17 protein-coding genes and 2 pseudogenes are annotated in these 24,756 nt (G+C 68.5%); 6 read left to right on the forward strand and 13 right to left on the reverse strand.

Annotated features, from left to right (window positions below):
• The first annotated feature begins 76 nt into the window (after positions 1–76).
• A complete protein-coding gene (locus BM214_RS05380; RefSeq protein WP_177217586.1) occupies positions 77–2,734 on the forward strand; it encodes an ATP-binding protein in 2,658 nt (885 codons plus the stop codon).
• 19 nt (positions 2,735–2,753) lie between these two features.
• Here the strand turns inward: BM214_RS05380 and BM214_RS05385 are convergent, their stop codons facing one another.
• The 4 genes from BM214_RS05385 to BM214_RS05400 form a co-directional block, all read right to left on the reverse strand.
• Complete coding sequence (locus tag BM214_RS05385; protein ID WP_090484283.1) at positions 2,754–6,866, reverse strand: chemotaxis protein CheB; 4,113 nt, start codon at positions 6,864–6,866, stop codon at positions 2,754–2,756.
• Between the two features lie 108 nt (positions 6,867–6,974).
• Positions 6,975–7,442 (reverse strand): ribosomal protein S18-alanine N-acetyltransferase, encoded by a 468-nt coding sequence (rimI, locus tag BM214_RS05390; protein ID WP_090484285.1) that lies wholly within the window; start codon positions 7,440–7,442, stop codon positions 6,975–6,977.
• Between the two features lie 44 nt (positions 7,443–7,486).
• Positions 7,487–8,182: a uracil-DNA glycosylase gene (locus BM214_RS05395; protein WP_244887865.1), complete on the reverse strand. Its 696-nt coding sequence runs from the start codon at positions 8,180–8,182 to the stop codon at positions 7,487–7,489.
• A gap of 334 nt (positions 8,183–8,516) precedes the next feature.
• Positions 8,517–10,067, reverse strand: coding sequence for a 2-isopropylmalate synthase (locus tag BM214_RS05400; RefSeq protein ID WP_090484287.1), 1,551 nt, complete (start codon positions 10,065–10,067; stop codon positions 8,517–8,519).
• 416 nt (positions 10,068–10,483) lie between these two features.
• Here BM214_RS05400 and folD point away from each other — a divergent pair, with 416 nt between their 5' ends.
• Complete coding sequence (folD, locus tag BM214_RS05405; protein WP_090484289.1) at positions 10,484–11,356, forward strand: bifunctional methylenetetrahydrofolate dehydrogenase/methenyltetrahydrofolate cyclohydrolase FolD; 873 nt, start codon at positions 10,484–10,486, stop codon at positions 11,354–11,356.
• 39 nt (positions 11,357–11,395) lie between these two features.
• Here folD and BM214_RS13060 read toward each other — a convergent pair.
• Positions 11,396–11,746: pseudogene (locus BM214_RS13060) on the reverse strand (restriction endonuclease subunit R); the annotation flags it as partial.
• Positions 11,747–11,947: 201 nt separating this feature from the next.
• Between BM214_RS13060 and BM214_RS13085 the strand changes: the two are divergent.
• Positions 11,948–12,343: pseudogene (locus BM214_RS13085) on the forward strand (ATP-binding protein); the annotation flags it as partial.
• A 124-nt stretch (positions 12,344–12,467) separates the two neighbouring features.
• Positions 12,468–13,196, forward strand: a complete 729-nt coding sequence (locus BM214_RS12770; RefSeq protein WP_244887856.1) for an ATP-binding protein — start codon at positions 12,468–12,470, stop codon at positions 13,194–13,196.
• A gap of 326 nt (positions 13,197–13,522) precedes the next feature.
• On the opposite strand, the gene BM214_RS05420 is transcribed toward BM214_RS12770, so the two are convergent.
• The 4 genes from BM214_RS05420 to gltX all read right to left on the reverse strand — a co-directional run bounded on the left by BM214_RS05420 (position 13,523) and on the right by gltX (position 17,330).
• Positions 13,523–14,005, reverse strand: coding sequence for an FtsZ/tubulin family protein (locus BM214_RS05420; RefSeq protein ID WP_177217587.1), 483 nt, complete (start codon positions 14,003–14,005; stop codon positions 13,523–13,525).
• Positions 14,006–14,075: 70 nt separating this feature from the next.
• Positions 14,076–14,312, reverse strand: coding sequence for a hypothetical protein (locus tag BM214_RS12505; RefSeq protein WP_177217588.1), 237 nt, complete (start codon positions 14,310–14,312; stop codon positions 14,076–14,078).
• Between the two features lie 85 nt (positions 14,313–14,397).
• Positions 14,398–15,786, reverse strand: coding sequence for a cysteine--tRNA ligase (gene cysS / locus BM214_RS05425; RefSeq protein ID WP_090484475.1), 1,389 nt, complete (start codon positions 15,784–15,786; stop codon positions 14,398–14,400).
• 119 nt (positions 15,787–15,905) lie between these two features.
• Positions 15,906–17,330 carry a glutamate--tRNA ligase gene (gene gltX / locus BM214_RS05430; RefSeq protein WP_090484293.1) on the reverse strand — a complete coding sequence of 475 codons (1,425 nt, stop codon included), beginning with the start codon at positions 17,328–17,330 and terminating at the stop codon, positions 15,906–15,908.
• Between the two features lie 451 nt (positions 17,331–17,781).
• On the opposite strand from gltX, the gene BM214_RS05435 reads away from it, so the two are divergent.
• Both BM214_RS05435 and BM214_RS05440 read left to right on the forward strand, forming a co-directional pair.
• On the forward strand, positions 17,782–18,354 hold the full coding sequence (locus BM214_RS05435; RefSeq protein ID WP_274600724.1) for a peptidylprolyl isomerase: 573 nt from the start codon (positions 17,782–17,784) through the stop codon (positions 18,352–18,354).
• A gap of 9 nt (positions 18,355–18,363) precedes the next feature.
• On the forward strand, positions 18,364–19,092 hold the full coding sequence (locus tag BM214_RS05440) for a UDP-2,3-diacylglucosamine diphosphatase (protein ID WP_090484294.1): 729 nt from the start codon (positions 18,364–18,366) through the stop codon (positions 19,090–19,092).
• Positions 19,093–19,183: 91 nt separating this feature from the next.
• Here the strand turns inward: BM214_RS05440 and BM214_RS05445 are convergent, their stop codons facing one another.
• The 4 genes from BM214_RS05445 to rplI form a co-directional block, all read right to left on the reverse strand.
• On the reverse strand, positions 19,184–20,383 hold the full coding sequence (locus BM214_RS05445) for an O-succinylhomoserine sulfhydrylase (RefSeq protein ID WP_090484296.1): 1,200 nt from the start codon (positions 20,381–20,383) through the stop codon (positions 19,184–19,186).
• 53 nt (positions 20,384–20,436) lie between these two features.
• Positions 20,437–21,531 carry an alanine racemase gene (gene alr, locus BM214_RS05450; RefSeq protein WP_090484298.1) on the reverse strand — a complete coding sequence of 365 codons (1,095 nt, stop codon included), beginning with the start codon at positions 21,529–21,531 and terminating at the stop codon, positions 20,437–20,439.
• Positions 21,528–24,191 carry a replicative DNA helicase gene (locus tag BM214_RS05455; protein ID WP_090484300.1) on the reverse strand — a complete coding sequence of 888 codons (2,664 nt, stop codon included), beginning with the start codon at positions 24,189–24,191 and terminating at the stop codon, positions 21,528–21,530. The genes alr and BM214_RS05455 overlap by 4 nt, the downstream gene beginning before the upstream one ends.
• 106 nt (positions 24,192–24,297) lie before the next feature.
• On the reverse strand, positions 24,298–24,747 hold the full coding sequence (rplI, locus tag BM214_RS05460; RefSeq protein ID WP_090484302.1) for a 50S ribosomal protein L9: 450 nt from the start codon (positions 24,745–24,747) through the stop codon (positions 24,298–24,300).
• Positions 24,748–24,756: the final 9 nt, after the last annotated feature.

The raw sequence follows: 24,756 nt of genomic DNA on the forward strand, positions 1-24,756 counted from the left end.
AAAGTCCTGCCGGGTCATGCAGGGTGCCACGGCGCGGCCCCATGCCCCTCCCCCCGAGCCCCGAACAGAGTCCGCCATGCCCGACAACCAGACGCCGAAGGACGACGTGCCGGCGCGCGCCCTGCGCGCCCTCAGGGAAGGCGATCACCGACAGACCGAACAGCTGCTGCAAGAGATCCAGGCCCGCTGGCAAGAGAGCGAGACGGAGACGGAGCGCCTGCGCCGCCAGCTGGATGCGGCCCGGGAGCGACTACAGCAGGTGGAGCTGCGCTACCGTGTCGCCGCCCACCATTCCCCGGACTGGGAGTACTGGTTCGGTCCGGACCGGCGTTATGTCTATGTCTCTCCGGGCTGCGAGGCCATCAGCGGCCACCCGCCGGAGGCCTTCATCGAGAACCCGGACCTCATGGCCACCCTGGTGCACCCCGAGGACCGCCCCCTGTGGCTGCGGCATCTGGAGAAGGCGGTGCACAGCGAGAGTGCCCATGAACATGAGGCCCTGGAGCTGCGCCTGCACCGCCCGGACGGCGGCATCCGCTGGATCGAGCACCAGTGCCGCCCCGTGCTGGGGGAGGATGGGCGCTACCTGGGCCGCCGCGGGGTGAACCGGGACATCACGGCGCGCAAGGCGGCCGAGGCCCGGCTGCAGCAGATGACCCGCCTGTACGTGACCCGCAGCCAGGTGAATCAGGCCATCACCCGCATCGAGGACGAGACCCGCCTGCTGCGCCAGGCGGCGCGCATCATCGTGGAACAGGGGGGCTTCGATGTGTGCATCATCAGCCTGCGCCGCAATGGCAATGCCCCCCTGAGCCCCACCGCCGTGCACGGGCTGGACCCGGAACAGGCCCGGGGACTCCCCCTGGACGCGGTCTGGGAGGTGATCCGCGCCCACCCCTGGGACTTCATCCGCGAGCGGCCCCTGCTATGCGGCGATGCCGAGGACCCCAAGATCCCCGCCGCCTGGCGCGAACAGGCCCGCCGCCTTCACCTGCGCAACTGCGGCCACTTCCCCCTCTTTCGCGGCGACAAGCTCCTGGGCATGGCCAGCTTCCTCTCCCGCCAGGGGGAGTATTTCACCCCCGAGGTGTTGCAACTGGTGAAGGGGATCGTGGAGGACATCTCCTATGCCCTCTTCCAGATGCAGATGAACCGCCGGCGCAAGGCCGTGGAGGCGGCCGCCCACGAACGGGAGACCCGCGCCCTGCAGTTCACCCAGGCCATCATCGACTCCCTGCGCTCCAGCATCTGCGTGCTGGACCCCGAGGGGCGCATCATCACCGTCAACCGTTCCTGGAGCGAATACGCCCGCCGCTACAAACCCCACTGGGACCGTTTCGGCGAGGGGGAGAACTACCTGACCGCCTGCGAGACCCTGGAGGGGGCCGGCGGCGGCGAGGCCCGGGGCGTGGCCGAGGGCATCCGGCGCGTACTGCGGCGGGAGATAGAGCTGTTCGAGGGGGAGTTCCCCCTGGGGGGGGCGGTGTTCCTGGTGCGGGCCGCCCCCCTGAAGTCCGGCCCTGAAGAGGGCCACAGGCTGGTGGTGAGCCACATGGACATCACCGCCATGAAGCGGGCCGAGGCGGAACTGCGCCAGGCCAAGGAGGAGGCGGAACGGGCCAGCCAGGCCAAGTCCGAGTTCCTCTCCAGCATGAGCCACGAACTGCGCACCCCCATGAACGCGGTGCTGGGCTTTGCCCAGCTCCTGGAGACGGATCCCGACCTGGGCCCGCTGCAGACGGAGAACGTGCACGAGATCCTCAAGGGGGGGCACCATCTGCTGGACCTGATCAACGAGGTCCTGGACCTGGCCAGCGTGGAATCCGGCCGCGTGGAACTCTCCATCGAGGACATCCCCCTGGGGGAGCTGCTGGAGGAGTGCCTGACCCTGGTCACCCCCCTGGCGGACCGCCGCGGGATCCGCATCGACCCGGGGCCGGAGACGGACCTGGCCGCCCGGGCGGACCGCATCCGCCTCAAGCAGGTGCTCATCAACCTGCTCTCCAACGCCATCAAGTACAACCGGGACCAGGGGCAGGTGACCCTGCAGATGGAGGCCACGGACGACCGGGTGGAGATCGCCGTGACCGATACCGGCAAGGGGATCCCCCAGGAACGCATCCACGACCTGTTCGAGCCCTTCAGCCGCCTGGAGGACGGCAACAGCGGCGTGGAGGGTACCGGCATCGGTCTGGCCATCTCCCTGCGGCTGGTAGAGATCATGGACGGGGAGATCGCCGTGGAGAGCACCTGCGGCGTGGGCAGCACCTTCCGCGTACGCCTGCCCCGGGGCACCACCGAGGCCCGCAGCACCCACCGCACCGCCACCACCACCGCCCCGCCCACCCAGGGGGACGGGGACACCCACACGGTGCTGCACATCGACGACAATCCGGCCAACCTGCGCCTGGTATCCCAGATCCTCGCCCGCCGCCCGCAGGTGACCCTGCTGAGCGCGCCGGACCCGCGCCTGGGGCTGGAGCTGGCCATGGCCCACCGCCCGGAACTGATCCTGCTGGACATCAACATGCCCGAGCAGGACGGCTACCAGGTGCTCTCCCGGCTGCGGGCGGACCCGTCCACCGCGTCCATCCCGGTGGTGGCCCTCACCGCCTTCGCCACCCACCGGGACATGGAACGGGGACGGGACGCGGGCTTCGATGCCTATCTCACCAAGCCCCTGGAGGTGGGACGCTTCCTGGAGGTCCTGGACGGCATCCTGATGGATCGCTGATTCGGATACCCGCGACGCCTCAGACCGGATGGCCGAAGGCGGAGAGCACCTCCTCCAGGTCCGAGAGCCGGAAGGGCTTTTCGATGTAGGCGCAAAAGCCCCGTTCCAGGGCCTCGGTGATGCGCAGTTCCCCGGCGTCGGCGCTCACCGCCACCACCGGGATGCCTGCGGTGCACCGATCCGCCCGCAGGCGCCTGAGCACCTCGAAACCATGCATGTCCGGCAGGTTCAGGTCCAGCAGGATGAGATCCGGGGGCTGCCGGCGCGCCGCCTCCAGCCCCTGCTCACCGCTCTCCGCCTCCCGCATGCGCACCCCGGAGAAGGTCTCCATGAGCCGGCGCACCAGCTTCAGGTTGGCGGCATGGTCCTCCACGTAGATCACGTCCAGATCCAGGGAGGGGTTCCCCGATTCCGAGGAGGCCTCATGGGCGGAGACCCCGGTACGGGAGGAACGCCCCTGGGGGCGCTCCCGGGGCAGATCCACGGTGAAGACACTCCCCCGATCCGGCTCGCTCTCCACCTCCAGGGTGCCGTGCATCATGTCCACCAGGCGGCGCGAAAGGGACAAACCGATGCCCACCCCCTCGACCTGATCCTGGGCGCGACCCGTGCGTTCGAAGGGCTGGAACAGGGAGGCCATCTCCTCGGAAGTCATGCCGATGCCGTTGTCCTCCACCCGGATGGCCACCCGCTTGGGCCCCACCCGGGTGCGCACCCGCACCCAGCCCTCCGGGCAATTGTACTTGATGGCATTGGAGAGCAGGTTGATGAGCACCTGGCGCAGGCGGGTGGCGTCGGCCCGCACGTAGACCCCCTCCTGGGGCTCCGCCTGCAGGTCTACCTCCTTGTCCTGGGCCATCTGGCGCAGGGTGGCGGCGCATTCGTCGATGATCTGCGCCAGCTCGACGCTATGGCTGTCCACCTGGAGACGTCCGCTCTCCAGCATGGACAGGTCCAGGATGTCGTTGATCAGGGCCAGCAGATGCCAGCCGGCGGCCAGGATCTCCCGTACCGCCTCCCCTTCGCCGTTCCGGTATTCCACCTCCAGGATCTGGGCGAACCCGAGGATGGCGTTGAGGGGGGTGCGCAGTTCGTGGCTCATGTGGGAGAGGAAATCGGTCTTGGCCCGGTTGGCCTTCTCCGCCTCGTCCCGGGCCCGGGCCAGGCGACGTTCGTCCTGCTTGCGGGCGGTGATGTCCAGGGCCTTCATGCAGGCGGCATTGGCCACCCCACGCTCGTCCCGCAGGGCGAAATGCTGCGCCAGCAGCACCACCTCACGCCCCTCCAGCTCCAGGTGGTGCTCCCGCTCCAGGATGCCGTCCACGGCCATGGCCTCGTGGTCCGCCAGGCGCAGCAGACGGGCGATCTGCGGCGCAAACAGCTCCTCGTCCACATGGCCGATGACCGCCTCCTGGGTCTGGCCGATGCCCCCCAGGAAGCGCTGGCTCACCAGGCGGTAGCGGCCGGCACGATCCTTGACGTAGCTCCACAGGGGGGACTTGTCCAGGATCTGGCGCAGGCGGGACTCGCTCTCCCGCAGGGCACGATGGGCCTTTAGGATCTCGGCGTTGTCCCAGAAGGAGAGCAGGGCCCCCTGTTCCCGTCCCGCGGCGTCGGTGAAGGGCTGAATACGCAGCAGATGGGGCCCCGGCTCGGAGATCTGATCCTGCACGGGTTCCCCGGAGGCCAGCACCCGGTTCACCAGATCCATGAGACCGGGCACCCCGCGCAGGGACGCCACCCCCGCCAGGGGCTTGCCCACATCCGCCTCGGTGACGCCGAACACCGCCGTGGCGCCGGGATTGATCAGGGTGATGGCCTGGTTGCGGTCCACCACCAGCAAGGCATAGGGCAGACTGTCCTTGACGTTGGCCAGGGTGGCGTTGAGGCTGGCCAGTTCCTCGGTCTTGTTCTGCAGCTCCTGATTGACGGTGAACAGTTCCTCGTTGGTGGCCTGCAACTCCTCGTTGGCGGTCTCCAGTTCCTCGTTGGAAGACTGTAATTCCTCGTTGGTGGACTGCAGCTCCTCATTGGAGGATTGCAATTCCTCGTTGGTGGTCTCCAGCTCCTCCACCACCGTCTGCAGGTGTTCCCGCGTGGCCGCCAGTTCGTGTTCCAGGGCATGTACCAGGTCGCCGTTGCCCTGCGCCCCCTCGGCGGCGGACTCCAGGGGCTGCGGCCGGCCCGCGGCGGGCTCGAACAGCACCAGGTACAGGTCCCCCTCCTCCGCCGCCTGGGGCAGCCGGCGCACCGCAAGACGCACCGCCTCTGCGGCCTCCACGGCGGGGGAGGCCAGGGCCCGGCCCCGGGCCATCTCGCCGGAGCGCTGCACACGGGCCACCAGGGCGCGCAGCTCCATGGCCAGCTCCCGGGGCAGCAGTTCCATGGCGTCGAGGCTGGTCTGACCGGCGCCGTGGGAGAGATGATCCCCTGCCCGCCCCAGTACGCGCCGGATCTCCAGTTGTTCGCTGAGCACGAGACCGGGCGGGGCGTACGCCTCCATGAGGACATCCAGCACCTGCTGCAGCTCACGGGAGTCGCCGCCGGCCTGCTGCCGACGCCGTGTCCGCCCTGAACGGGGGCTGCCCATGCCGGCCCCCGAATAACGGGCATCGCCGGGCAGACGCCGATAGATGCGCCCGGCCTTGGAGCGGGTCTCGAACAGGTGCTGGAGCCCGCCGGGGGTCTCGGACCGCCCCAGGAACAGCAGGCCGTCCACCTGCAGGGCGTAGTGGAAGCGCTCCAGGACCCGTTCCTGCACGGGGGCCTTGAGGTAGATGAGCAGGTTGCGGCAGCTGATGGCATCCAGGTGCAGGAAGGGGGGATCCCGCAGCAGGTCGTGGCGGGCGAAGACGATGACATCCCGCAGGGCCTGGCTCACCTGGAACTGGTCCCGCCGCCGGCTGAAGTAGCGCTGCAGCAGTTCGGGGGGCATCACCTCCAGGGCGCCGGCGCTGTAGAGGCCCCTCCGGGCGGTGGCCAGGGCGTCCGCATCCACGTCCGTGGCATAGATCTGCAGGCGCAGGTCCCGCCCCTGGGCGCGCAGGATCTCCTGCACCAGGATGCCCACGGAATAGGCCTCCTCCCCGGTGGCGCAGCCGGGCACCCACAGGCGCAGGGGCTCCCGGTCGGCCCGCTCCTGGATGCGTTGTTCCAGGGCCGTGCGCCATTCGGCAAAGGGCTTCTCGTCCCGGAAGAAACGGGTGACCACGATGTGCAGCTCCCGCACCAGGGCCTCCGCCTCCCCGGGGTGTTCCCCGAGATACGCCAGGTAGTTCTCCAGGGTGCTGTACCCGCTATGGTCCAGGCGGCGCTGCAGGCGGCGCAGCAAGGTCCCTTCCTTGTAGTGGTTCAGATCGACGCCGGTGTGCTCCCGCACCTGCCGCAGGATGCGCGCCACCGTGCCGGGATCCCCCAGGTCCTCCGCCTTGCGTGGCAACGGACCGGGCTCGCCGCGGGCGATCCCGGCGATGGCCTTCGCGATCTGCTCCGGGGGCATGGCCCGGTCCACCACTCCGGTGGCCAGGGCCGCCTGGGGCATGCCGGGATACTTGGCCGTGGCCTCGTCCTGGACAAAGACCCGTCCCCCCGCCTGCTGGATGGCGCGCAGGCCATCGGCCCCGTCGGAACCGGTGCCGGAGAGGATCACGCCGATGGCGTGATCCCCCAGCTCCACTGCCAGGGAACGCAGCAGCAGGTCGATGGAGGGCTTGGGGATACCGCGGGTGCTGGTACGGCGCAGGCGGAAACACCCCTCTTCCAGGAGCACGTTGTGGCCCGCGGGGGTGGTGTAGAGGGTGTCGGATCCCGGACGCAGACCGTCCCGGATCTCCTCCACCGGCAGCGCGGCCTCCCGCCCCAGGATGTCCCGTAGCATGCTCTGATAGTCCGGCGACAGGTGCTGGGCCACCACGTAGGCCATGCCCGTATGCGCCGGCAGGGCCGAGACCAGCCGCCCCAGGGCCTCGATCCCCCCGGCCGAGGCCCCGATGCCCACCAGGGTGAGCAACGGCTGCGGCGCAGTGGGGTGCATGTCCCCGGCGCTCCCGTCCGGGATTGCGGTGAGGGGGTTACAAGGGACGGCATCGCCTGTGGCGTCCATGCCATCCGGGGTCTGCTCGGGGGCGCTCAAGGGTGCGTGTTCCAGATGCGGTCTGCGGTGGAAACCGACTATGTTAACGATTCCCCGCCCGAAAAGGCACTGCCGCCCCCCACCGGCAGGACAGGAGTGGCCCGGGGATCAGAGCTGGCGTGCCATCACCAGGGCGTCCTCCCGCCCCCGGCTGGCGGGGTAATAGCCCCGGCGCAGTCCCACCTCGTTGAAGCCCTCGGAGCGGTAGAGGGCCAGGGCCGGGGTGTTGGACGGGCGCACCTCCAGAAAGGCGGTCTCCGCCCCGCGCTCCCGGGCCTTGTCCAGGAAGGCCCGCAGCAGATGACGGCCGTGGCCCTGCCCCTGGCGCTCGGGGCGCACCGTGAGGTTGAGGATATGGCATTCCCCCACGGCCATGGACAGGACCCCGTAACCGATGAGTTCATCCAGTTGGGGGGCCTGCAGCACCCAGCAGGAATAGCCCACCCGCAGGCAGTCGCGGAAGATGCCCACGGTCCAGGGATGGGAATAGGCCCTGGGCTCCACCTCCATCACCCGGGGCAGATCGACCCGCTGCATGGGGCGCAGTTCCAGCTTCACGGCGGTGACGGCATTCATGGCGACTTCCGGCTCTTCAGGATCCTGGATTTCAGGGATAGGGATCAGGACCGCTCCCCCGGTTCCGCCCCCTCCCCCTGCACCGCCCGCCGCGCCAGGCACAGGTCGTCCCAGGCCTTGCGCTTGTCCTGGGGCTTTCTCAGCAGGTAGGCGGGGTGATAGGTCACCACCAGGGGGGTGCCGCGATAGTCCAGGATGCGGCCCCGCAAGCGCCCCAGGGGCTCGGCCGTGTCCAGCAGGTTCTGGGCGGCCACCCGCCCCAGGGCCACCAGCACCCGGGGACGCACCAGGGCGATCTGCCGGTCCAGATAGGGCCGGCAGGCGTGGGCCTCTTCGGGCCGGGGATCGCGATTGTTGGGGGGGCGGCACTTGAGGATATTGGCGATGTAGACCCCCTGCCCCCGGTCCATGCCCAGGGCCGCCAGCATGCGGTCCAGGAGCTGGCCGGCACGGCCCACGAAGGGCTCGCCCCGCCGGTCCTCCTCGGCCCCCGGGGCCTCGCCGATGAACATCCACCGGGCCCCGGGATCGCCGGTACCGAAGACGGTGTGATTGCGGCTGCGGGCCAGTTCCGGGCACAGGGTACAGGCCGCCACCCGCGCCTGCAGGTCCGCCCAGTCCAGTTGGGCCACTGCATCGGGCGCAGCCGCGTCCGCCCCGGCGCTGGCGGTGTGCTGATCCGGCACATCCCGTCCATCCGGGGTTGCCTTTGCCGCCCCCTGCCCCGGGGCAGGAGACATCGACGGGGGCGTGGCCTCGCCAGGGGAGACCGCCCCGGGCACCGCCGCCTCCGGGGGGGCATCGTTACGCTCCGGATGGGGAGGGACCCACCCCTCCCGCATCGCCTGGAGATCCCCATCCGGACGACCATCCGGCTGGTCTTGGGGAGGGTCTTGGGAGGGGACACCCGGCGCCGCCCGGGCCCCATCGAAGGCCGCTGAAGCCACCCAAGGGGCCTCGTCCGACGCGGGGGGCAAAGAGGCGGCGCCCCCCCCGGACCGGGGGATCCAGAGCTGGATCCCCATGGCCCGGAGACAGCGCCGCCGCCAGGCCTCGTCCATGCCGCGGCGCGGTTCAGACATCCCCGTGCTGGGGATGGGCCCGCCGGTCCGGGGTCACCAGGCGGTTGAGGGCATTGAGGTAGGCCTTGGCGGAGGCGATGACGATGTCGGTATCGGCCCCCTGGCCGTTGACGATGCGGCCGGCCTTCTCCAGGCGCACGGTCACCTCCCCCTGGGCGTCGGTGCCGCTGGTGATGTTGTTCACCGAATAGAGCAGCAGCTCGGTGTGGCTGTGCATCACCGTCTCGATGGCCTTGAAGGCGGCATCCACCGGGCCGCTGCCCTCCGCCTCGCCGTGGTGCTCCTCCCCCTCCACGTTCAGGGTGAGGGTGGCCACCGGGGTCTCGCCGGTCTCGGAACACACCCGCAGGGACACCAGCTTGACCCGCTCGTGCTCCATGGCGATGGCCGCCTCGGTGGCCAGGGACTGGAGATCCTCGTCGTAGATCTCGTGCTTCTTGTCCGCCAGTTCCTTGAAGCGGGCGAAGGCCTCGTTGAGCTCCTCCTCGGAGTCGAACTCGATGGCCAGATCCTTCAGCCGCGCGCGGAAGGCGTTGCGGCCCGAGTGCTTGCCCAGCACGATGCGGTTGTCGGACCAGCCCACATCCTGGGCGCGCATGATCTCGTAGGTGTCGCGGTGCTTGAGCACCCCGTCCTGGTGGATCCCCGACTCGTGGGCGAAGGCGTTGGCCCCGACGATGGCCTTGTTGGGCTGCACCGGGAAGCCGGTGATGGTGGACACCAGCCGCGAGCAGGGCACGATCTGGGTGGTGTCCAGGGTGGTGTCGCAGGGAAAATGGTCCTGGCGGGTGCGCACCGCCATGACCACCTCCTCCAGGGCGGCGTTGCCGGCCCGTTCCCCCAGGCCGTTGATGGTGCACTCCACCTGCCGCGCCCCGTTGAGCACCGCCGCCAGGGAATTGGCCACGGCCACCCCCAGGTCGTTGTGGCAGTGCACGGAGAAGACGGCCTGGTCGGCGTTGGGGATACGCTCGCGCAGGTTGCGGATCAGGGCGCCGAACTGCTCGGGGATGTTGTAGCCCACGGTATCGGGGATATTGATGGTGCGGGCCCCGGCCTCGATGACGGCCTCGATCACCCGGCAGAGGAAGTCCAGTTCGGAGCGGCCGGCGTCCTCCGGCGAGAACTCCACGTTATCGGTCCACTGCCGGGCCCGGCGCACGGCGGCCACCGCCTGTTCCAGCACTTGGTCCGGGCTCATCTTGAGCTTGTGCTGCATGTGGATGGGCGAGGTGGCGAGGAAGGTGTGGATGCGCGCCGAGGCGGCCTCCTTCAGGGCCTCCCCGGCGCGGTCGATATCCGCCTCCTTGGCCCGGGCCAGGCCGCACACGGTGCTCTCGCGCACGGCCCGGGCCACCGCCTGGACGGATTCGAAGTCGCCGACGCTGGCGGCGGGGAACCCCGCCTCGATGACGTCCACGCGCATCTTCTCCAGACCCTTGGCGATGCGGATCTTCTCCTCGCGGGTCATGGATGCGCCGGGGCTCTGCTCGCCGTCGCGAAGGGTGGTGTCGAAGATGTAGAGCTTTTCTTTGCCTGCCATGTCTCTGAACTCCCGTGGTCCGGCCCGGTGCCGGCCACTCGATCCGGATCGAATGCCACATGGACCCTCCGCCCCTTCGGGCCGGGTCTTTCCTGCGTCGTGGGTGCGTTTGGCCTCGCCAGGCGAAGTATGCGCCGCTAGCGCGGCAGTCGCAGGAGGGCGGTCAGGGACAGGCTGGGGAGGCGCACGGACACCGCCGCGCCCCGGTGGGGCACTGCGCGGACATCGGACTGTGCGCTGGGATGGATCATCATGGAATCTCCTTGTAAACGACTCTAGCAAAGCCTCCGGGCAAAACCAACCCCGGCGGGCCGACGCGCCGGGCCCGAAGAGGGCGCTGCCAGGCGCTACCCAGGTTGGACGCGCCGACGCTACAATGGGAAAATTGCTCCATCAATCAAGCCCCAGGATCCCCCATGCCCGCCCAGATCATCGACGGCCGCGCCATCGCCAAGACCGTTCAAGAGGAGGTCCGCCAGGCGGTGGACGCCCGCACCGCCGCCGGACGCCGTCCGCCGGGCCTGGCGGTGGTGCTGGTGGGCCAGGACGCGGCCTCCCAGATCTACGTGCGCAACAAGCGCCGCACCTGCGAGGCGGTGGGCATGGTCTCCCAGTCCATCGACCTGCCGGACAACGTCTCCCTGGGGGATCTGCTGGATGTCATCGACGAACTCAATGCCGATCCCGCCGTGGACGGCATCCTGGTGCAGCTGCCCCTGCCCCGGCACATCGACCAGGAGAAGGTGATCGAGCGCATCGATCCGGCCAAGGACGTGGACGGCTTCCATCCCTACAACATGGGCCGCCTGGCCCTGCGCCTGCCGCGCCTGCGGCCCTGCACCCCCTTCGGCATCCGGCGCCTGCTGGACCACACGGGGGAAACCTACAAGGGCCGCCATGCGGTGATCATCGGCGCCTCCAACATCGTGGGCCGGCCCATGGCCCTGGAACTCATGCTGGCCGGGGCCACGGTGACGGTATGCCACCGCTTCACCCGGGAGATGGAGAGCCACGTCCAGCGCGCCGACATCCTCGTGGCCGCCGCGGGCCGGCCGCGGCTGGTACCCGGCGAGTGGGTGCAGCCCGGGGCCACGGTGATCGACGTGGGCATCAACCGCCAGGAGGACGGTTCCCTGGTGGGGGACGTGCAGTTCGACGCCGCCGCCGAGCGCGCCGCCTGGATCACCCCCGTCCCCGGCGGCGTGGGCCCCATGACCGTGGCCATGCTGATGAAGAACGCCCTCCAGGCCTGCGAGGCCTCGGAACGCGCCGGAGACTGTCCCGCCTGATCCCAATGGGCCGAGAGGTCTGCAAGGACAGATCTAGGATAGCTCCCGGGCCGCGGGTGAGCCACGAACAGAAGGGCTCGGTATGTGCGGGGTCGCCTCACCGTCGACGGCGCCCCCGTCGCGAAGTTAGTGGATCAGCCCTCCAGATCCTCCACCTATTCTGCCCACTGGCCATCCAGCTGCTGAAGCAGTTCCTCCAAGCGCTCACTGAGACGGCCGTACTGCACCGCCTCCTCGTCCAGATGTTTGCGTACATGGGAGCGAACCGCGTGTTCCATCTCCGAGGCTTTGGCACGGTCCCCCACCTGGTGGCCCAGGTGCGCATCGAACTCGGCGTCGGTGATGCTGCACCGGCGGGATGCGCGAGTCGATTCCCATGGAAATCAAATAACTAAGCGCCTTCGATGGTAGCGAAAGCAGCGGCCAGGCAGGTAATTTCCTGGTTTGAGCCGACATCCTTTCGGTCAGAAAGCGCAGCTAGACGGCGCATAATCATACAATTGGACGAGCCATAAGAAAGCAATTGGACGATAGAATAACCATCATCTGGACGCTAACCTAGCCATTAACTGGACGCTGGCAGAGGTGGACATGGTATCCCCCTATCTCCCACGCTTGATCCGTGTTCGAGTGCTTGAGTCCCTCGCTGATACGCCGGTGGTCTGCCTGCTGGGACCCCGTCAGGCAGGCAAGACGACCCTCGCCCAGCGCATCGACCCCGAGCGCACCTACCTGAATCTGGATGACCCGACGCTGCTGGAAGCCGCTCGGCAAGATCCGTTGGGCTTCGTGGAGGGCCTGCCTGAATGCGTCACTCTGGACGAGGTACAGCGGGTGCCGGAACTTCTGCTGGCAATCAAATCGGTGGTGGACCGCGATCGCCAGCCAGGCCGCTTCCTGCTCACAGGCTCCGCCAACCTGCTGTTGTTACCCAAGGCGCAGGACTCCCTGGCTGGCCGCATGGAAGTCATTTACTTGCACCCGCTAACCGAACAGGAGAAACGTATCAGCACCTCGACCCTGCTCGGCACGCTGGTGGAAGGGCAGCTCACGCCCAGAATGGTGCCGGACACCATACCATTGGCCCCAACAGCAGAGGTGCTATGTCAGGGTGGGTATCCCGAGCCCAATCGACGTCCACCCCACCGGGCGCGTCAGTGGTATCGCCAATACCTCAAACGCCATCGTGCAGCGCGACGTGCGGGATATCGCTGCCATTCAGGACGAAGATGGGATGCTGCGCCTGATGGAGTTGTTGGCCTACCGCACTGCCGGCCTGCTCAACGTCAGCAATCTGAGCAAGGAGCTGGGGATAGAGCGTGCCACCGTCACCAAGTACCTTGGCATCCTGGAGCGCCTGTTTCTGGTCCAGCTACTCCCCGCCTGGCACCGTAACCACGCCAAACGGCTGATCAAGAGCCCCAAGATGCATCTGGTGGATACCGGCCTTGCCGCGGCACTGGGGCGCCTGGGGCCGGAACAGTGGTTGACCGAGACAGAACGCTTCGGTGCCCTGCTGGAAAGTCATGTGGTCGAGCAACTGATCGCTCAGGCCTCCTGGGTCGATCCGGAGCTACGATTCTCCCACTACCGGGACAAGGACCAAGTGGAGGTCGATCTTGTCATCGAGCGTGGCCAGGAATTCTGGGGAGTGGAGGTCAAACGCGCCGCCAGCGTGCAGACCAAGGACGCCGCCGGGCTCGCCAGGCTCGCCGAACAGGCCGGTAAGGACTTTCGTGGGGGGATGTTGCTCTACACCGGCCGCCACTGTCTCAAGCTGCAGGTGCCGGGCTGCTTCGCGGTACCGATCGGCATGCTGTGGGGAGAGCAACCCGGCTGATAAGGCCTATCCCCGCTATCGCGGGGGAACCTACCAAACCGGCCTCACTTGGCCATCGTCTTCAGCCGCGGGCGGAAGGCGCTGACGAAGTGGTTGAGCCGCTATGCCAGCCACTCACGGCATATGTCGTCGCTGGTGAAGTCTCCCAGACGCGCATAGCTGGCGAAGCCGGGGCGGTCAGGATCCAGCTAGCTGCTTTCGCCACTGTCACCGGGCAGCTCGGTCAGGATCTGCTCACGCTCTTCGTTGAGCCGATCCAGCACCTGACTGAGGCAGCTCGGCCTTCTTGCCGGCGAGGAAGATCCCGAAAACACCATATGAACAGGTCATTGAGCATCAGACTCCCCCTTGATCCAACGTTGCACTCGCTGAGCGAGGAATTCCGAGCTTTTTTCGAGTGCATCTTCCAAGCTCATCGAGGCTGTGAAGTGTTCCGCGTGGTCATACGTGATGATGGTGGCACCGGTTGCCTCCAGATCCTGCAGTCCTGCCAGGGCGGTGTCGCGTCTCTCAGCCTCGAGTCCGAACGGCAGGGTAACGGCCACAAGAAGATTCAGACCTCGCTGAATGACCTCCTTGGCGAGGGAGGGCATGGCTCCAGTGCCTGCACCGCCTCCCAGCCCTGCCAGAAGCACCACCTTGCCGCTGTCGGGTAGTCGAGCCCTGATGTCCCCGAGCGACTCTCCCAATGCCTGGCTGCCACGAATCGGGGATGTGGCGCTCATGCCACCACAGGTTTTCGGGCCTATTACTAGCCGCTGCTCTGCTGGTAGATCTTCTAGCGGTTTGCCGTCGGTATTGATGGCCATGAGCTGGCCACCCACCAACTCGTGAGCTCGTCTGGCCAGTGAAAGGCTGGCTCCGCCCACTCCGATGACGTTACATTCCCTCATCCCTGACTCCTTGTTGCCAAATGCGATAGTGATAGCCCTGTCGTAAACTGCCAATGTTGAGACCGCTGGTCCGCCAAGTCGGCGCATTCAGTAGGCAGTGGCGTCCCCGGCAATATCGGCGCCCTCGTCGGACCCCACCAGCGGCTTGGAGCTGGGTCTTGCCGGTGGTGATGTCCTTGAGCAGCTCGGGCAGCGAGCGCTTGGTGCTGTCGAAGGTGGTCATGGCGGTTCCCTGTGCGATGCGGTCCTGATGCGGCCCGGAACAGGTGCCGCTGCAACTGGTGGAGGGTAAGGATCATGGGATAGGGTCACCCCCTCCGCCAGGTGGTCCCCTCCGGCCCGTCCTCCAGCAGGATGCCCCGGGCCTTGAGGTCGTCCCGTATCCGATCGGCCTCGGTGAAATCCCGGCGCTTGCGAGCCTCCAGGCGCTGCTGGATCAGGGCCTCGATCTCTGCCGCATCCATCGCCTCCCCGGCCCCGCCCTGCTGGAAGAACCCCTCCGGGTCCGCCTGCAGCAGGCCCAGGGTCTCCCCCAGGGACTTGAGGCAACCCGCCAGGCGGGCGGCCTCCCCCGCCGCATCCGTCTGCCTCAGGCGGTTCACCTCCCGGGCCAGGTCAAAGAGCACCGACAGGGCCTCCGGGGTGTTGAAGTCGTCGTCCATGGCCGCGTTGAAGCGCTCCCGCCAGGCGGCCCCCGCGTCCCCCGGATGCGCCGGTTCCAGCCCCCGCAGGGCGGTGTACAGGCGCGACAGGGCGCTGCGCGCCGCGTCCAGGGCCTGGTCGTTGTAGTTGAGTGGGCTGCGGTAATGGCTGCCCAGGATGAAGTAGCGGATCTCCTCCGGCCGGTAGTGCTCCAGCACCTGGCGCACGGTGAAGAAATTGCCCAGGGATTTGGACATCTTCTCCTCGTCCACCCGCACGAAGCCGTTGTGCATCCAGTAGTTGACGAAATGCTCGCAGGTGGCCGCCTCGCTCTGGGCGATCTCGTTCTCGTGGTGGGGGAACTGCAGGTCCTGGCCGCCACCGTGGAGGTCGAAGTGGTTACCCAGGTAATGGGTGGACATGGCCGAGCATTCGATGTGCCAGCCGGGACGGCCCGGTCCCCAGGGGGAATCCCAGGCGGGCTCGCCGGGCTTGGCGGCCTTCCACAGCACAAAGTCCAGGGGATCCCGCTTGGATTCGTCCGGGGCCACCCGCTCCCCGGCCCGCAGGTCTTCCAGGCGGCGGCCCGAGAGCCGGCCGTAGCCATCGAAACGGGACACGCTGTAGTACACGTCCCCGTTCTCCCCCACGTAGGCGTAGCCCCGGTCCATGAGGCGCTGGATCATGTGGAGGATGTCGTGGACGTGCTGCGTCGCCCGGGGCTCGTAGGTGGGACGCAGCACCCCCAGGGCGTCGGCGTCCTCGTGCATGGCCTGGATGAAACGCGCCGTCAGGGCGTCGATGGGCTCGCAGTTCTCCGCCGCCCGCCGGATGATCTTGTCATCGATGTCGGTGATGTTGCGCACATAGGTGACCTCGTAGCCCCGAGCCAGGAGGTAGCGGTAGACCATGTCAAAGACCACCAGCACCCGGGCGTGACCCAGATGGCAGTAGTCGTAGACGGTCATACCGCAGACGTACATGCGCACCTTGCCCGGTTCCATGGGATGGAAGGGTTCCTTCTGGCGGGTCAGGGTGTTGTAGAGATTCAGCATGGACTCGGCCGTTTGCGGATGGAATGCCGGGCCGCCCGCCGTGCGGGCGGTGGTGAAATGCAGGGTCCCATGATAGCGCACCGCCGGGGGGACGTGCCCCCGGCGAAGGCGCAGCGGGGTCAGGCGGCGGACAGATCCCGGGCCTGCTCCAGGCGCCGGCGCACCCGTTCGGGCCCCAGCAGGTCCCAGACCCGATGCATCTCGGGACCGTGGGGGACGCCGGTGAGGGCCAGGCGCAGGGGCATGTACAGGCCCTTGCCCTTGTGCCCGCTGGCCCGGCCCACGGCCTTGGCGAAGTCCGGGAAGGCCTCCGGCCCCTCCTCCAGGACCGCCAGGGCCGCGTCGAAGAAGGCGGCACCGGCCTCGCGCAGCGCCCCCCGCTGGGCCTCGTCCAGAGGCGGCTCGGGGGCGAACAGACGCCGCGCCCAGGCATTCAAGTCCGCCGGGAAGAGGATGTTGTCCCGCACCGCCGCCACCAGCGCCCCGCCCTGCCCCGCCGGCACGGGGGCCTCGTGATCCAGCCAGGCCACCAGGGCCGCGTCCGGGGCCGCCGCCACCGCCAGACGCTGCCAGTGGTCCAGTTGCGCCGCGTCATGCCGGGCCGGGGCCCGGCCCAGGCGGGCGGTATCAAAACGCGCCGCCAGGGTATCCAGGTCCATGAGGCCGTCGTCTTCGTAGACATGCCCCAGGCGGGCCAGGTGGTTCAGCAGGGCCAGGGGCAGGTAGCCCTGGCGGTGCAACTGGCGCAGGCTGAGGGCCCCGCTGCGCTTGGACAGCGGCCCGCCGTCCTCGTCCAGGATCAGGGAGATATGGCCATAGTCCGGGGCGGTAAGCCCCAGGGCCTCCAGCAGCAACAGCTGGCGCGGGGTATTGGCGATGTGATCCTCCCCGCGCAGGACGAGGGTCACCCCCATGAGGGCATCATCCACGGCATTGCTGAAGAAGAACGACGGGGTGCCGTCGGAGCGGCGGATGATGAAATCCCCGATATCATCCGTGGCAAAACGCTGCGGCCCGCGCACCCGATCCTCAAAGACCACCGTGCGCCCCCGGGGCACACGAAAGCGCAGCGTGGGCCGCTCCCCCCGGGCCAGCCGTTCCTGCACCTCCTCCGGGCTGAGGCGGGCGCAGGTGCCGGGATAACGGGGCGGCTGCCCCGCGGCCATCTGCGCCTTGCGCGCCAGCCGCAGGCTCTGGTCGCTGCAGAAACAGGGGTAGACCAGACCCCGTTCCTCCAGGGAGCGGAAATACGTGGCATAGCGCTCGCCACGCTGGGACTGCAGATAGGGCCCGGCGGTCCCGTCCGCCTCCGGCCCCTCCTGCCAATGCAGCCCCAGCCAGCGCAGGTCCTCCATCAGGTCCCGGGTGTACTCCGCCCGGCTGCGCTCGGCGTCGGTATCCTCGATGCGCAGCAGGAAGGTCCCCCCCTGCCCCCGGGCGGCCAGGGCGTTGAACAGGGCGGTGCGCAGGTTGCCCAGGTGCAGATGACCGGTGGGACTGGGGGCGAAACGGGTCTTCATGGCGATGTCGGCGTCTTCGGGCATGGCGCGGGATGGTAGCTCAAAAGGGGCTCACCGGCACACCACAGCCGGCAGCACGGCGCAGGTCCGAGAGATCCGCCCGGGGTGGAGGGGTTTCCGGAGACGGGTGTACGCCGCAGGGAAACGGCGAGCAAGCATCCAGGGAGGGATTCACCCCGGCCCGGCGCAGGTCCGGAAGATCCGCCCGGGGTGGAGGGGGTTCCCGGAGACGGGTGTGCGCCGCAGGGAAGCGGCGCGCAAGCCTCCAGGGATGGATCCACGGCGGCCCGGCGCAGGGAACCCCCTCCACCCCGGGCACCTCTCCCCGCGCTTTCCCGCACAGGACGCATAAGGCTATCATCACCCCGGCGGGCATCGGCCCGGTCCACCCCTCCCAAAAAGAACGGATGCGGGGAACCCACGGCGGCGGACCCCCCACAGATACAAGGCGCCCGATACGATGCGCATGCGATCCATGTTCAGACGGCTGCTGGTCACCCTGGCCCTGCTGTCCACAACCACGGGAAACCAAGTAATGGCTGAAAGCGAAAACCCAAGGGTCCAGCTGGAGACGACCATGGGCACGATCGTCCTGGAACTCTATCCGGACAAGGCCCCGGAAACGGTGGAGAACTTCCTGGGCTACGTGCGCGAAGGGTTCTACGACGGCACCATCTTCCACCGCGTGATCCCCGGATTCATGGTCCAGGGCGGCGGCTTCACCCCCGACATGCAGCAGAAACCCACCCACGACCCCATCCGTAACGAGGCCAACAACGGCCTGAGCAACGAACCCGGCACCGTGGCCATGGCCCGCACCCCCAACCCCCACTCCGCCACGGCGCAGTTCTTCATCAACGTGGAGCACAACCGCTTCCTGGACTTCACCGCGGAAAACCCCCAGGGCTGGGGCTATGCCGTCTTCGGCCGCGTAGTGGAGGGGATGGACGTGGTGGAACGCATCGTGGCCGTACCCACCGGCAACCACGGCATGCACCAGGACGTCCCCCGGGAGCCCATCGTCCTCGACCGCGTCAGCGAACAGTAACGCGGAACCGTGCGTTCCACACTCTTCGTCTCGGACCTGCACCTGGATCCGGACCGCCCCGCCATCCTCGCCGCCTTCGAACGCCTCCTGCGCGGGCCGGCGCGGCAGGCGGACGCCCTGTACATCCTGGGGGACCTGTTCGAATACTGGATCGGGGATGACGATCCGGCCCCGCATCTGGAACCGGTCTTCGACGCCCTGGCCGACCTGGCTCAGGCCGGCGTACCGGTGTACTTCACCCACGGCAACCGGGACTTCCTGGTGGGCGAAGGCTTCGCCCGCCGCAGCCGCTGCCGGCTGCTGGACACGGAGACGGTGATCGATCTCTATGGCACCCCCGTGCTGCTCATGCACGGGGACAGCCTGTGCACCGATGATCACGAATACATGGCCTTCCGGGACATGGTGCGGGATGCGCAATGGCAGGCGGCCTTCCTCGCCCGCCCCCTGGCCGAGCGCCATGCCGAGGCCGAGGCCATGCGCGCCCGCAGCCGCCGCTCCACCCGGCGCAAGCCCGCGGACATCACCGACGTCCACCCCGGGGCGGTGGAGGCGGCCCTGCGGCGCAACGGCGTGCGCATCCTCATCCACGGCCACACCCACCGCCCCGCCCTGCACGACCTGACCCTGGACGGGGCCCCCGCCCGGCGCATCGTGCTGCCGGACTGGTACGAGACCGGCGGGCTGCTGCGGGCCACCCCCGAAGGCATGGCCCTGGAGACCTGGCCGGTGACATGAGCCCCATCCCCCTGCTTGATCCGCCGCCGCAGCCCGGGACCAACGGCGCCGCGAAAAGCTCCCCCAGAGCCACCGGCGCAGGCCCCACGCTTCACACCTGATCCAGCCCCCGACCCAGGTCGGCGCGGATATCCGCCGCATCCTCCAGGCCCACGGCCACGCGAAGCAGGCCCTCGTCGATGCCCTGCTCCGCCCGCTGCTCCGGGGTGAGGCGGCCGTGGGTGGTGGTGGCCGGGTGGGTGATGGTGCTGCGGGTGTCCCCCAGGTTGGCGGTGATGGAGAGCATCCGGGTGGCGTCGATGACCCGCCAGGCCGCCTCCCGGCCCCCCCGCACCCGGAAGGAGACGATGCCCCCGAAGCCGGACTGCTGGGCCGCCGCCAGGTGGTGTCCGGGATGGGATTCCAGCCCCGGGTAGTGCACCCGTTCCACCGCCCCGTGCCCCTCCAGCCAGCGGGCCAGCTCCAGGGCCGCGGCGCTGTGGGCCCGCATGCGCAGGGGCAGGGTCTCCAGGCCCTTGAGGAAGACCCAGGCATTGAACGGACTCATGCTGGGCCCTGCCGTGCGCAGGAAGCCGAACACCTCCTTCCCCACCCGCTCGGCATCCCCCACCACGGCCCCGCCCACGCAGCGGCCCTGCCCGTCCAGGTACTTGGTGGCCGAGTGCACCACCAGATCCGCCCCCAGCCCCAGGGGGTGCTGCAGGGCCGGGGTGCACAGGCAGTTGTCCACCACCAAGAGGGCGTCCCGGGAGCGGGCCAGCCGCGACAGGGCCTGCAGGTCCACCACCTCCCCCAGGGGGTTGGACGGGGTCTCGGCGAACAGCATGCGGGTGCGGGGCCCCATGGCCGCCTCCCAGGCCGCCAAGTCCCCCAGGGGGACATAGCTCACCTGGATGCCGAAGCGGGTGAGGTAGTTGCTGAACAGGGCCGTGGTGGAACCGAACACGGAGCGGGAGGAGACGATATGGTCCCCCGCCCGCAGCAGGGCCAGACAGGTGGAGAGGATGGCCGCCATGCCCGAGGCGGTGGCCACGCAGGCCTCGCCCCCCTCCAGGGCGGCGAGGCGGTCCTGGAAGGTGCGCACCGTGGGATTGGTGAAGCGGGCGTAGATATTCCCCGGCGCCTCACCGGCGAAGCGGGCGGCCGCCTCGGCGGCGCTGGAGAAGACGAAGCTGGAGGTGGCGTAGATGGGGTCGGAATGCTCCTGTTCCGAACCCCGCCGCTGTCCCGCCCGCACCGCCAGGGTGTCGAAGCCGGGATCGCGGCCCCATGTGTCGAAGAGATCCTCCACGGATGTGTCCCCGAAATGAAAAAAATCAATCTATGGGGGACTGCTCCCGGCTGTCAATGCGCATTCCCGGCCACCTCCTCCACCCGCACCCGTCCGGCCACGGCGCAGAGCAGGTCGTAGCTAATGGTCTCGGCGGCCCGGGCCACCTCCTCCACCGGCAGCCCCTCCCCCCAGAGGGTCACGGGATCCCCCACCGCGGCCCCGGGCAGGTCCGTCAGGTCGATGGTGATCAGATCCATGGAGACCCGTCCGATGAGCGGCGCCCGGCCCTGGGGCAGGCACACCGGCACCCCGCTGGGGACATGGCGGGGATAGCCATCGGCATAGCCGATGGCCACTACCCCCACCCGCGTGGGCCGGCGGCAGCGGAAGGTGGCCCCGTAGCCCACCGCATCCCCCGGGGCCAGGTCGTGCACCGCCACCAGGGGGGCCTGCAGGGTCATCACCGGCTGCAGGCCGTGACGGCGGGCATCGCCGTCGGCCATGGGCGAGGCGCCGTAGAGCAGGATGCCGGGTCGGTTCCAGTCCCCGTGGGCCCGGGGCAGTCCCAGGATGGCGGCGGAGTTGGCCAGGCTGCGCTCCCCCGGCAGATCACGGGTGGCGGCCTCGAAACGGGCCAGTTGCGCGGCGTTCTCCGCCCGCCCCGGCTCGTCCGCACAGGCCAGATGGGTCATGAGCACCGGTGATGTGGCCACGTTGGCGCAGTTTTGCAGGGCCCGCAGCCGCACGAAGGCATCCTCCGCCGGAAAGCCCAGCCGGCCCATGCCGCTGTCCAGTTTCAGCCAGACCCGCACCGGCCGCGGCAGGGGGGTCGTCTCCAGCAGCCGCAGCTGCACGGGGTCGTGCACCGCCACGGCGATCCCCTGGCGTGCGGCATGGACGAGTTCATGGCCATCGCGAAAACCCTGCAGGGCCAGCAGCGGCAGGGCGTGTCCCGCATTGCGCAGGGCGAAGGCCTCCTCCAGGCAGGAGACGGCAAAGCCGTCGGTGTGCGGCGCCAGGGCATCCGCCACCCGCAACAGGCCGTGGCCGTAGGCCTCGGCCTTGATCACCGCCATGACGCGGGAGCGGGGGGCGGCGCGGCGGGCGATGCCCAGGTTGTGCACCAGGGCCGCCGGGCGCAGGCGGGCCGTGGCGGCCCGTTTCACGCCTCGTAGTCCCCGCCGGAATACACCTCCGGCACGTAGTTCTCAAAGCGGGTGTACTGCCCCAGGAAGGTGAGGCGCAGGGTGCCGATGGGACCGTTACGCTGCTTGGCGATGATGATCTCCGCCGTGCCCTTGTCGGGGCTGTCCTCGTTGTAGACCTCATCGCGATAGATGAACACGATCACGTCTGCATCCTGCTCGATCGCCCCCGAGTTGTGACTGACGATGCCGTCCGCCAGCCAGCAGGCCGGTCCCGGCACCGTCAGGTCATAGACCGCCTCCTCGCCGTCGGGCTCGATGGAGACCACCCGATCCCAGAAGCGATCACTGCTGGCGTGCTGCCGGAGGGCTTCATTGTTGAGCAACTCACCATACCCCCGAATGGTCTCCCGCGAGGGAGCGAAACGGAAATGGGCACTGCCCCCATAGGTGGTCCCCCGCATGCGCGCCATGGCGCGGTGGGAGATGCCCCCGTCCGCCATGGCCGCCCGCACCTCCTGGAAGACCTCCTGTGGCAGGGTATCGGTGTTGGTATTCGCCTTCACCCCCTGCAGGCAGGCCCTCAGGGTCTCGGCCTGAGGCACGCGCGGACCAAAGGCCCCCACCTGGTCCAGGAATCGCAGCTGTTGTTGCGCGCCGGTGATCCAGACCAGATAGGTGGGGCGGTGGACACCACTTTGGATGGACTGGATGCGGGCGATGATCCCCAGGCGCATCAACAGGGCCGCCACATCCTCCGCCAGACCGCGGCTGTTGGTGCTCAGATGGATGCCATGGCTGCCCCGTTGCTCGGGTTTGCGGGCGGACAAGGTGCCATCGGTGGCCCAGAGATGGCGCAGGAACATAGCGATCTGCTGGTTGGACAGTTGGAACAGGGCTTCGGGAACCCGCTTCTCGTAGGACCGTTGTCCAAATACGCCCAGGTTCCGGAGCCAGAGATTGATCCCTTCCGGATGCCACCGATTGCCGTTCCCGCTGAACACCAGCTGATGCCATCGTCCACGACCTTCATGCCGATGGACCTGCACCCCGAATCCCTCCCGGGCGCAGCGGGTCACCACCTCGCTGTTCTCCGGTGATGCCGTGGTATAGCGCAGCGGCTGTCCCTTGAGGTAACTCCCATCCCCCATGAGATGGGCCAAAAGGATCACCTCGTGATCCGCCCACACCTCGGCCACCCGGGGCTCGGGAAGACGGCGCGCCAGGGCCAGGCGATCCCCGGGTTTGAGTTCGGCGAGGGTCTTCCACCCCCCCCAGGCGTAGAGACGGTGGTCAGCGGTGGCCCGGATGGAGCGTCCACTGGCCAGTTGCAGGCGATACACCGGCCGCGTGCCCACACGCCAGACCTTGTCGGAACGGGTCTCCACCAGACGACCCTGTTCATCCATGGCCATCACCGTTGGCGCATACCCCTCCAGGTCACGGATGGGCACCCAACGCCCATCGGCCAGGACCACCCGGGTATCCCCGGTGACACATTCACGCAGGTCCGACATCACCGGCCGCTTGTTGGGGCGCTGTTCCAGGCCGCGGTTGAGCTGGGACAGGGCGATCACCGGGACATTCATCTCCTTGGCCAGGGCCTTGAGGCCGCGGGAGATCTCGGAGATCTCCGTGGTGCGGTTCTCCGCGCTGCCGGGGATCTGCATGAGCTGCAGGTAGTCCACCACGATCAACCCCAGCTGCTTGTGCTCGCGCATGAGGCGGCGGGAGCGGGCACGCAGGTCATTGGGGGAGAGGGCCGGGCTGTCGTCGATGTAGAGCTGGGCCTCGGAGAGCATGGACACGGCGCTGGAGAAGCGGGGCCAGTCATCATCCTGCAGCCGGCCGGTGCGCAGGCGCTGCTGGTTGATGCGCCCCAGGGAGGACAGCAGACGCATGGTCAGCTGCTCGCCGGGCATCTCCATGCTGAAGATGGCCACGGGGTACTGTTGCTTGAGGGCGGCATACTCGGCCATGTTCATGGCCAGGGTGGTCTTGCCCATGGAGGGGCGGGCGGCGAGGATCACCAGGTCCCCGGGCTGGAGGCCGGAGGTGAGCTCATCGAACTCGTCGTAGCCGGTGGGCATCCCGGTGATGGGGCTGTCCCGCTCGAAGAGCATCTCGATGTGCTCCACGGTGGCCTTGAGCAGGTTGCGCATGCCGCGAAAGCCCTGGCGGGAGCGCTTGCTCTGCTCGGCGATCTCGAACACCCGCTGCTCGGCCTCGTTGAGCAGGTCTTCGCTGTCGCGGCCCTCGTTCTGGAAGGCGCTGTCGGCGATGCCCGTGCCCACGCTGATGAGCTGGCGCAGCACGGAACGCTCGCGCACGATATCGGCGTAGGCGGTGATGTTGGCGGCGCTGGGGGTATCCCGGGCGAGCAGGCCCAGGTAGGCCAGGCCACCGGCATCCTCCAGCTCGCCGCGGGCCTCCAGGCGCTCGGAGATGGTGACCAGATCAAACGGGGCGTTGCGCCCTGCCAGCTCGGCGATGGTGCGGAAGATGAGGCGGTGGTCGTAGCGGTAGAAATCCACCTCGGCCACCCGGTCGGAGACCCGATCCCAGGCGCTGTTCTCCAGCATGAGACCGCCCAGCACCGCCTGCTCGGCCTCGATGGAATGGGGCGGGATCTTGAGGGCGTCGGTGTCTTGCCCGCGGGGGGCGGTCGGCGTATCGGACATGGACCTGATCCCGGTGGGGGAAGGGGCGGGTCCGCAAGGACCCGCTCCGTCGGTCCCGGCCGGCAAGGGGGAACCGCCGGCCGGGGAAGGCACGCCCGTGGGCGGCTCAGCCCTCGGCGGCCACCACCACCTTCAGGGTGGCCTTCACGTCCGTGTGCAGCTGCAGGTCCACCTCGAACTCGCCGGTCTGGCGCAGGGGACCCTCGGGCAGGCGCACTTCGCGCTTCTCCAGCTCCACACCCATGGACTTGACGGCATCGGCGATGTCCGCCGTGCCCACGGAACCGAAGAGCTTGCCTTCGCCGCCGGCCTTGGCGGTGACGGTGACCGTCATGGCCTCCAGCTTCTCGCGGCGCGCCTCGGCGGCGGCCAGGGCCTCGGCGGCGGCCTTCTCCAGCTCGGCGCGCCGGGCCTCGAACTCGGCGAGGTTCGCCTCGGTGGCGAACTTGGCCTTGCCCTGGGGCAGCAGGTAGTTGCGTGCATAGCCGGGACGCACCCGCACCTTGTCACCCAGATTGCCCAGGTTTTCCACCTTTTCCAGAAGAATGACTTCCATCGATCTCTA

This window comes from Ectothiorhodospira mobilis, from assembly GCF_900114895.1.
Classification (GTDB): domain Bacteria; phylum Pseudomonadota; class Gammaproteobacteria; order Ectothiorhodospirales; family Ectothiorhodospiraceae; genus Ectothiorhodospira; species Ectothiorhodospira mobilis_A.

Bases quoted from the DNA above. Each gene is read 5' to 3' on its own strand.
- BM214_RS05380 (WP_177217586.1), top strand. From the start codon at position 77: ATGCCCGACAACCAGACGCCGAAGGACGACGTGCCGGCGCGCGCCCTG.
- rimI (WP_090484285.1), bottom strand. From the start codon at position 7,442: ATGAATGCCGTCACCGCCGTGAAGCTGGAACTGCGCCCCATGCAGCGG.
- BM214_RS05395 (WP_244887865.1), bottom strand. From the start codon at position 8,182: ATGTCTCCTGCCCCGGGGCAGGGGGCGGCAAAGGCAACCCCGGATGGA.
- BM214_RS05400 (WP_090484287.1), bottom strand. From the start codon at position 10,067: ATGGCAGGCAAAGAAAAGCTCTACATCTTCGACACCACCCTTCGCGAC.
- folD (WP_090484289.1), top strand. From the start codon at position 10,484: ATGCCCGCCCAGATCATCGACGGCCGCGCCATCGCCAAGACCGTTCAA.
- BM214_RS05420 (WP_177217587.1), bottom strand. From the start codon at position 14,005: ATGGCCATCAATACCGACGGCAAACCGCTAGAAGATCTACCAGCAGAG.
- BM214_RS12505 (WP_177217588.1), bottom strand. From the start codon at position 14,312: ATGACCACCTTCGACAGCACCAAGCGCTCGCTGCCCGAGCTGCTCAAG.
- cysS (WP_090484475.1), bottom strand. From the start codon at position 15,786: ATGCTGAATCTCTACAACACCCTGACCCGCCAGAAGGAACCCTTCCAT.
- gltX (WP_090484293.1), bottom strand. From the start codon at position 17,330: ATGCCCGAAGACGCCGACATCGCCATGAAGACCCGTTTCGCCCCCAGT.
- BM214_RS05435 (WP_274600724.1), top strand. From the start codon at position 17,782: ATGTTCAGACGGCTGCTGGTCACCCTGGCCCTGCTGTCCACAACCACG.
- BM214_RS05455 (WP_090484300.1), bottom strand. From the start codon at position 24,191: ATGTCCGATACGCCGACCGCCCCCCGCGGGCAAGACACCGACGCCCTC.
- rplI (WP_090484302.1), bottom strand. From the start codon at position 24,747: ATGGAAGTCATTCTTCTGGAAAAGGTGGAAAACCTGGGCAATCTGGGT.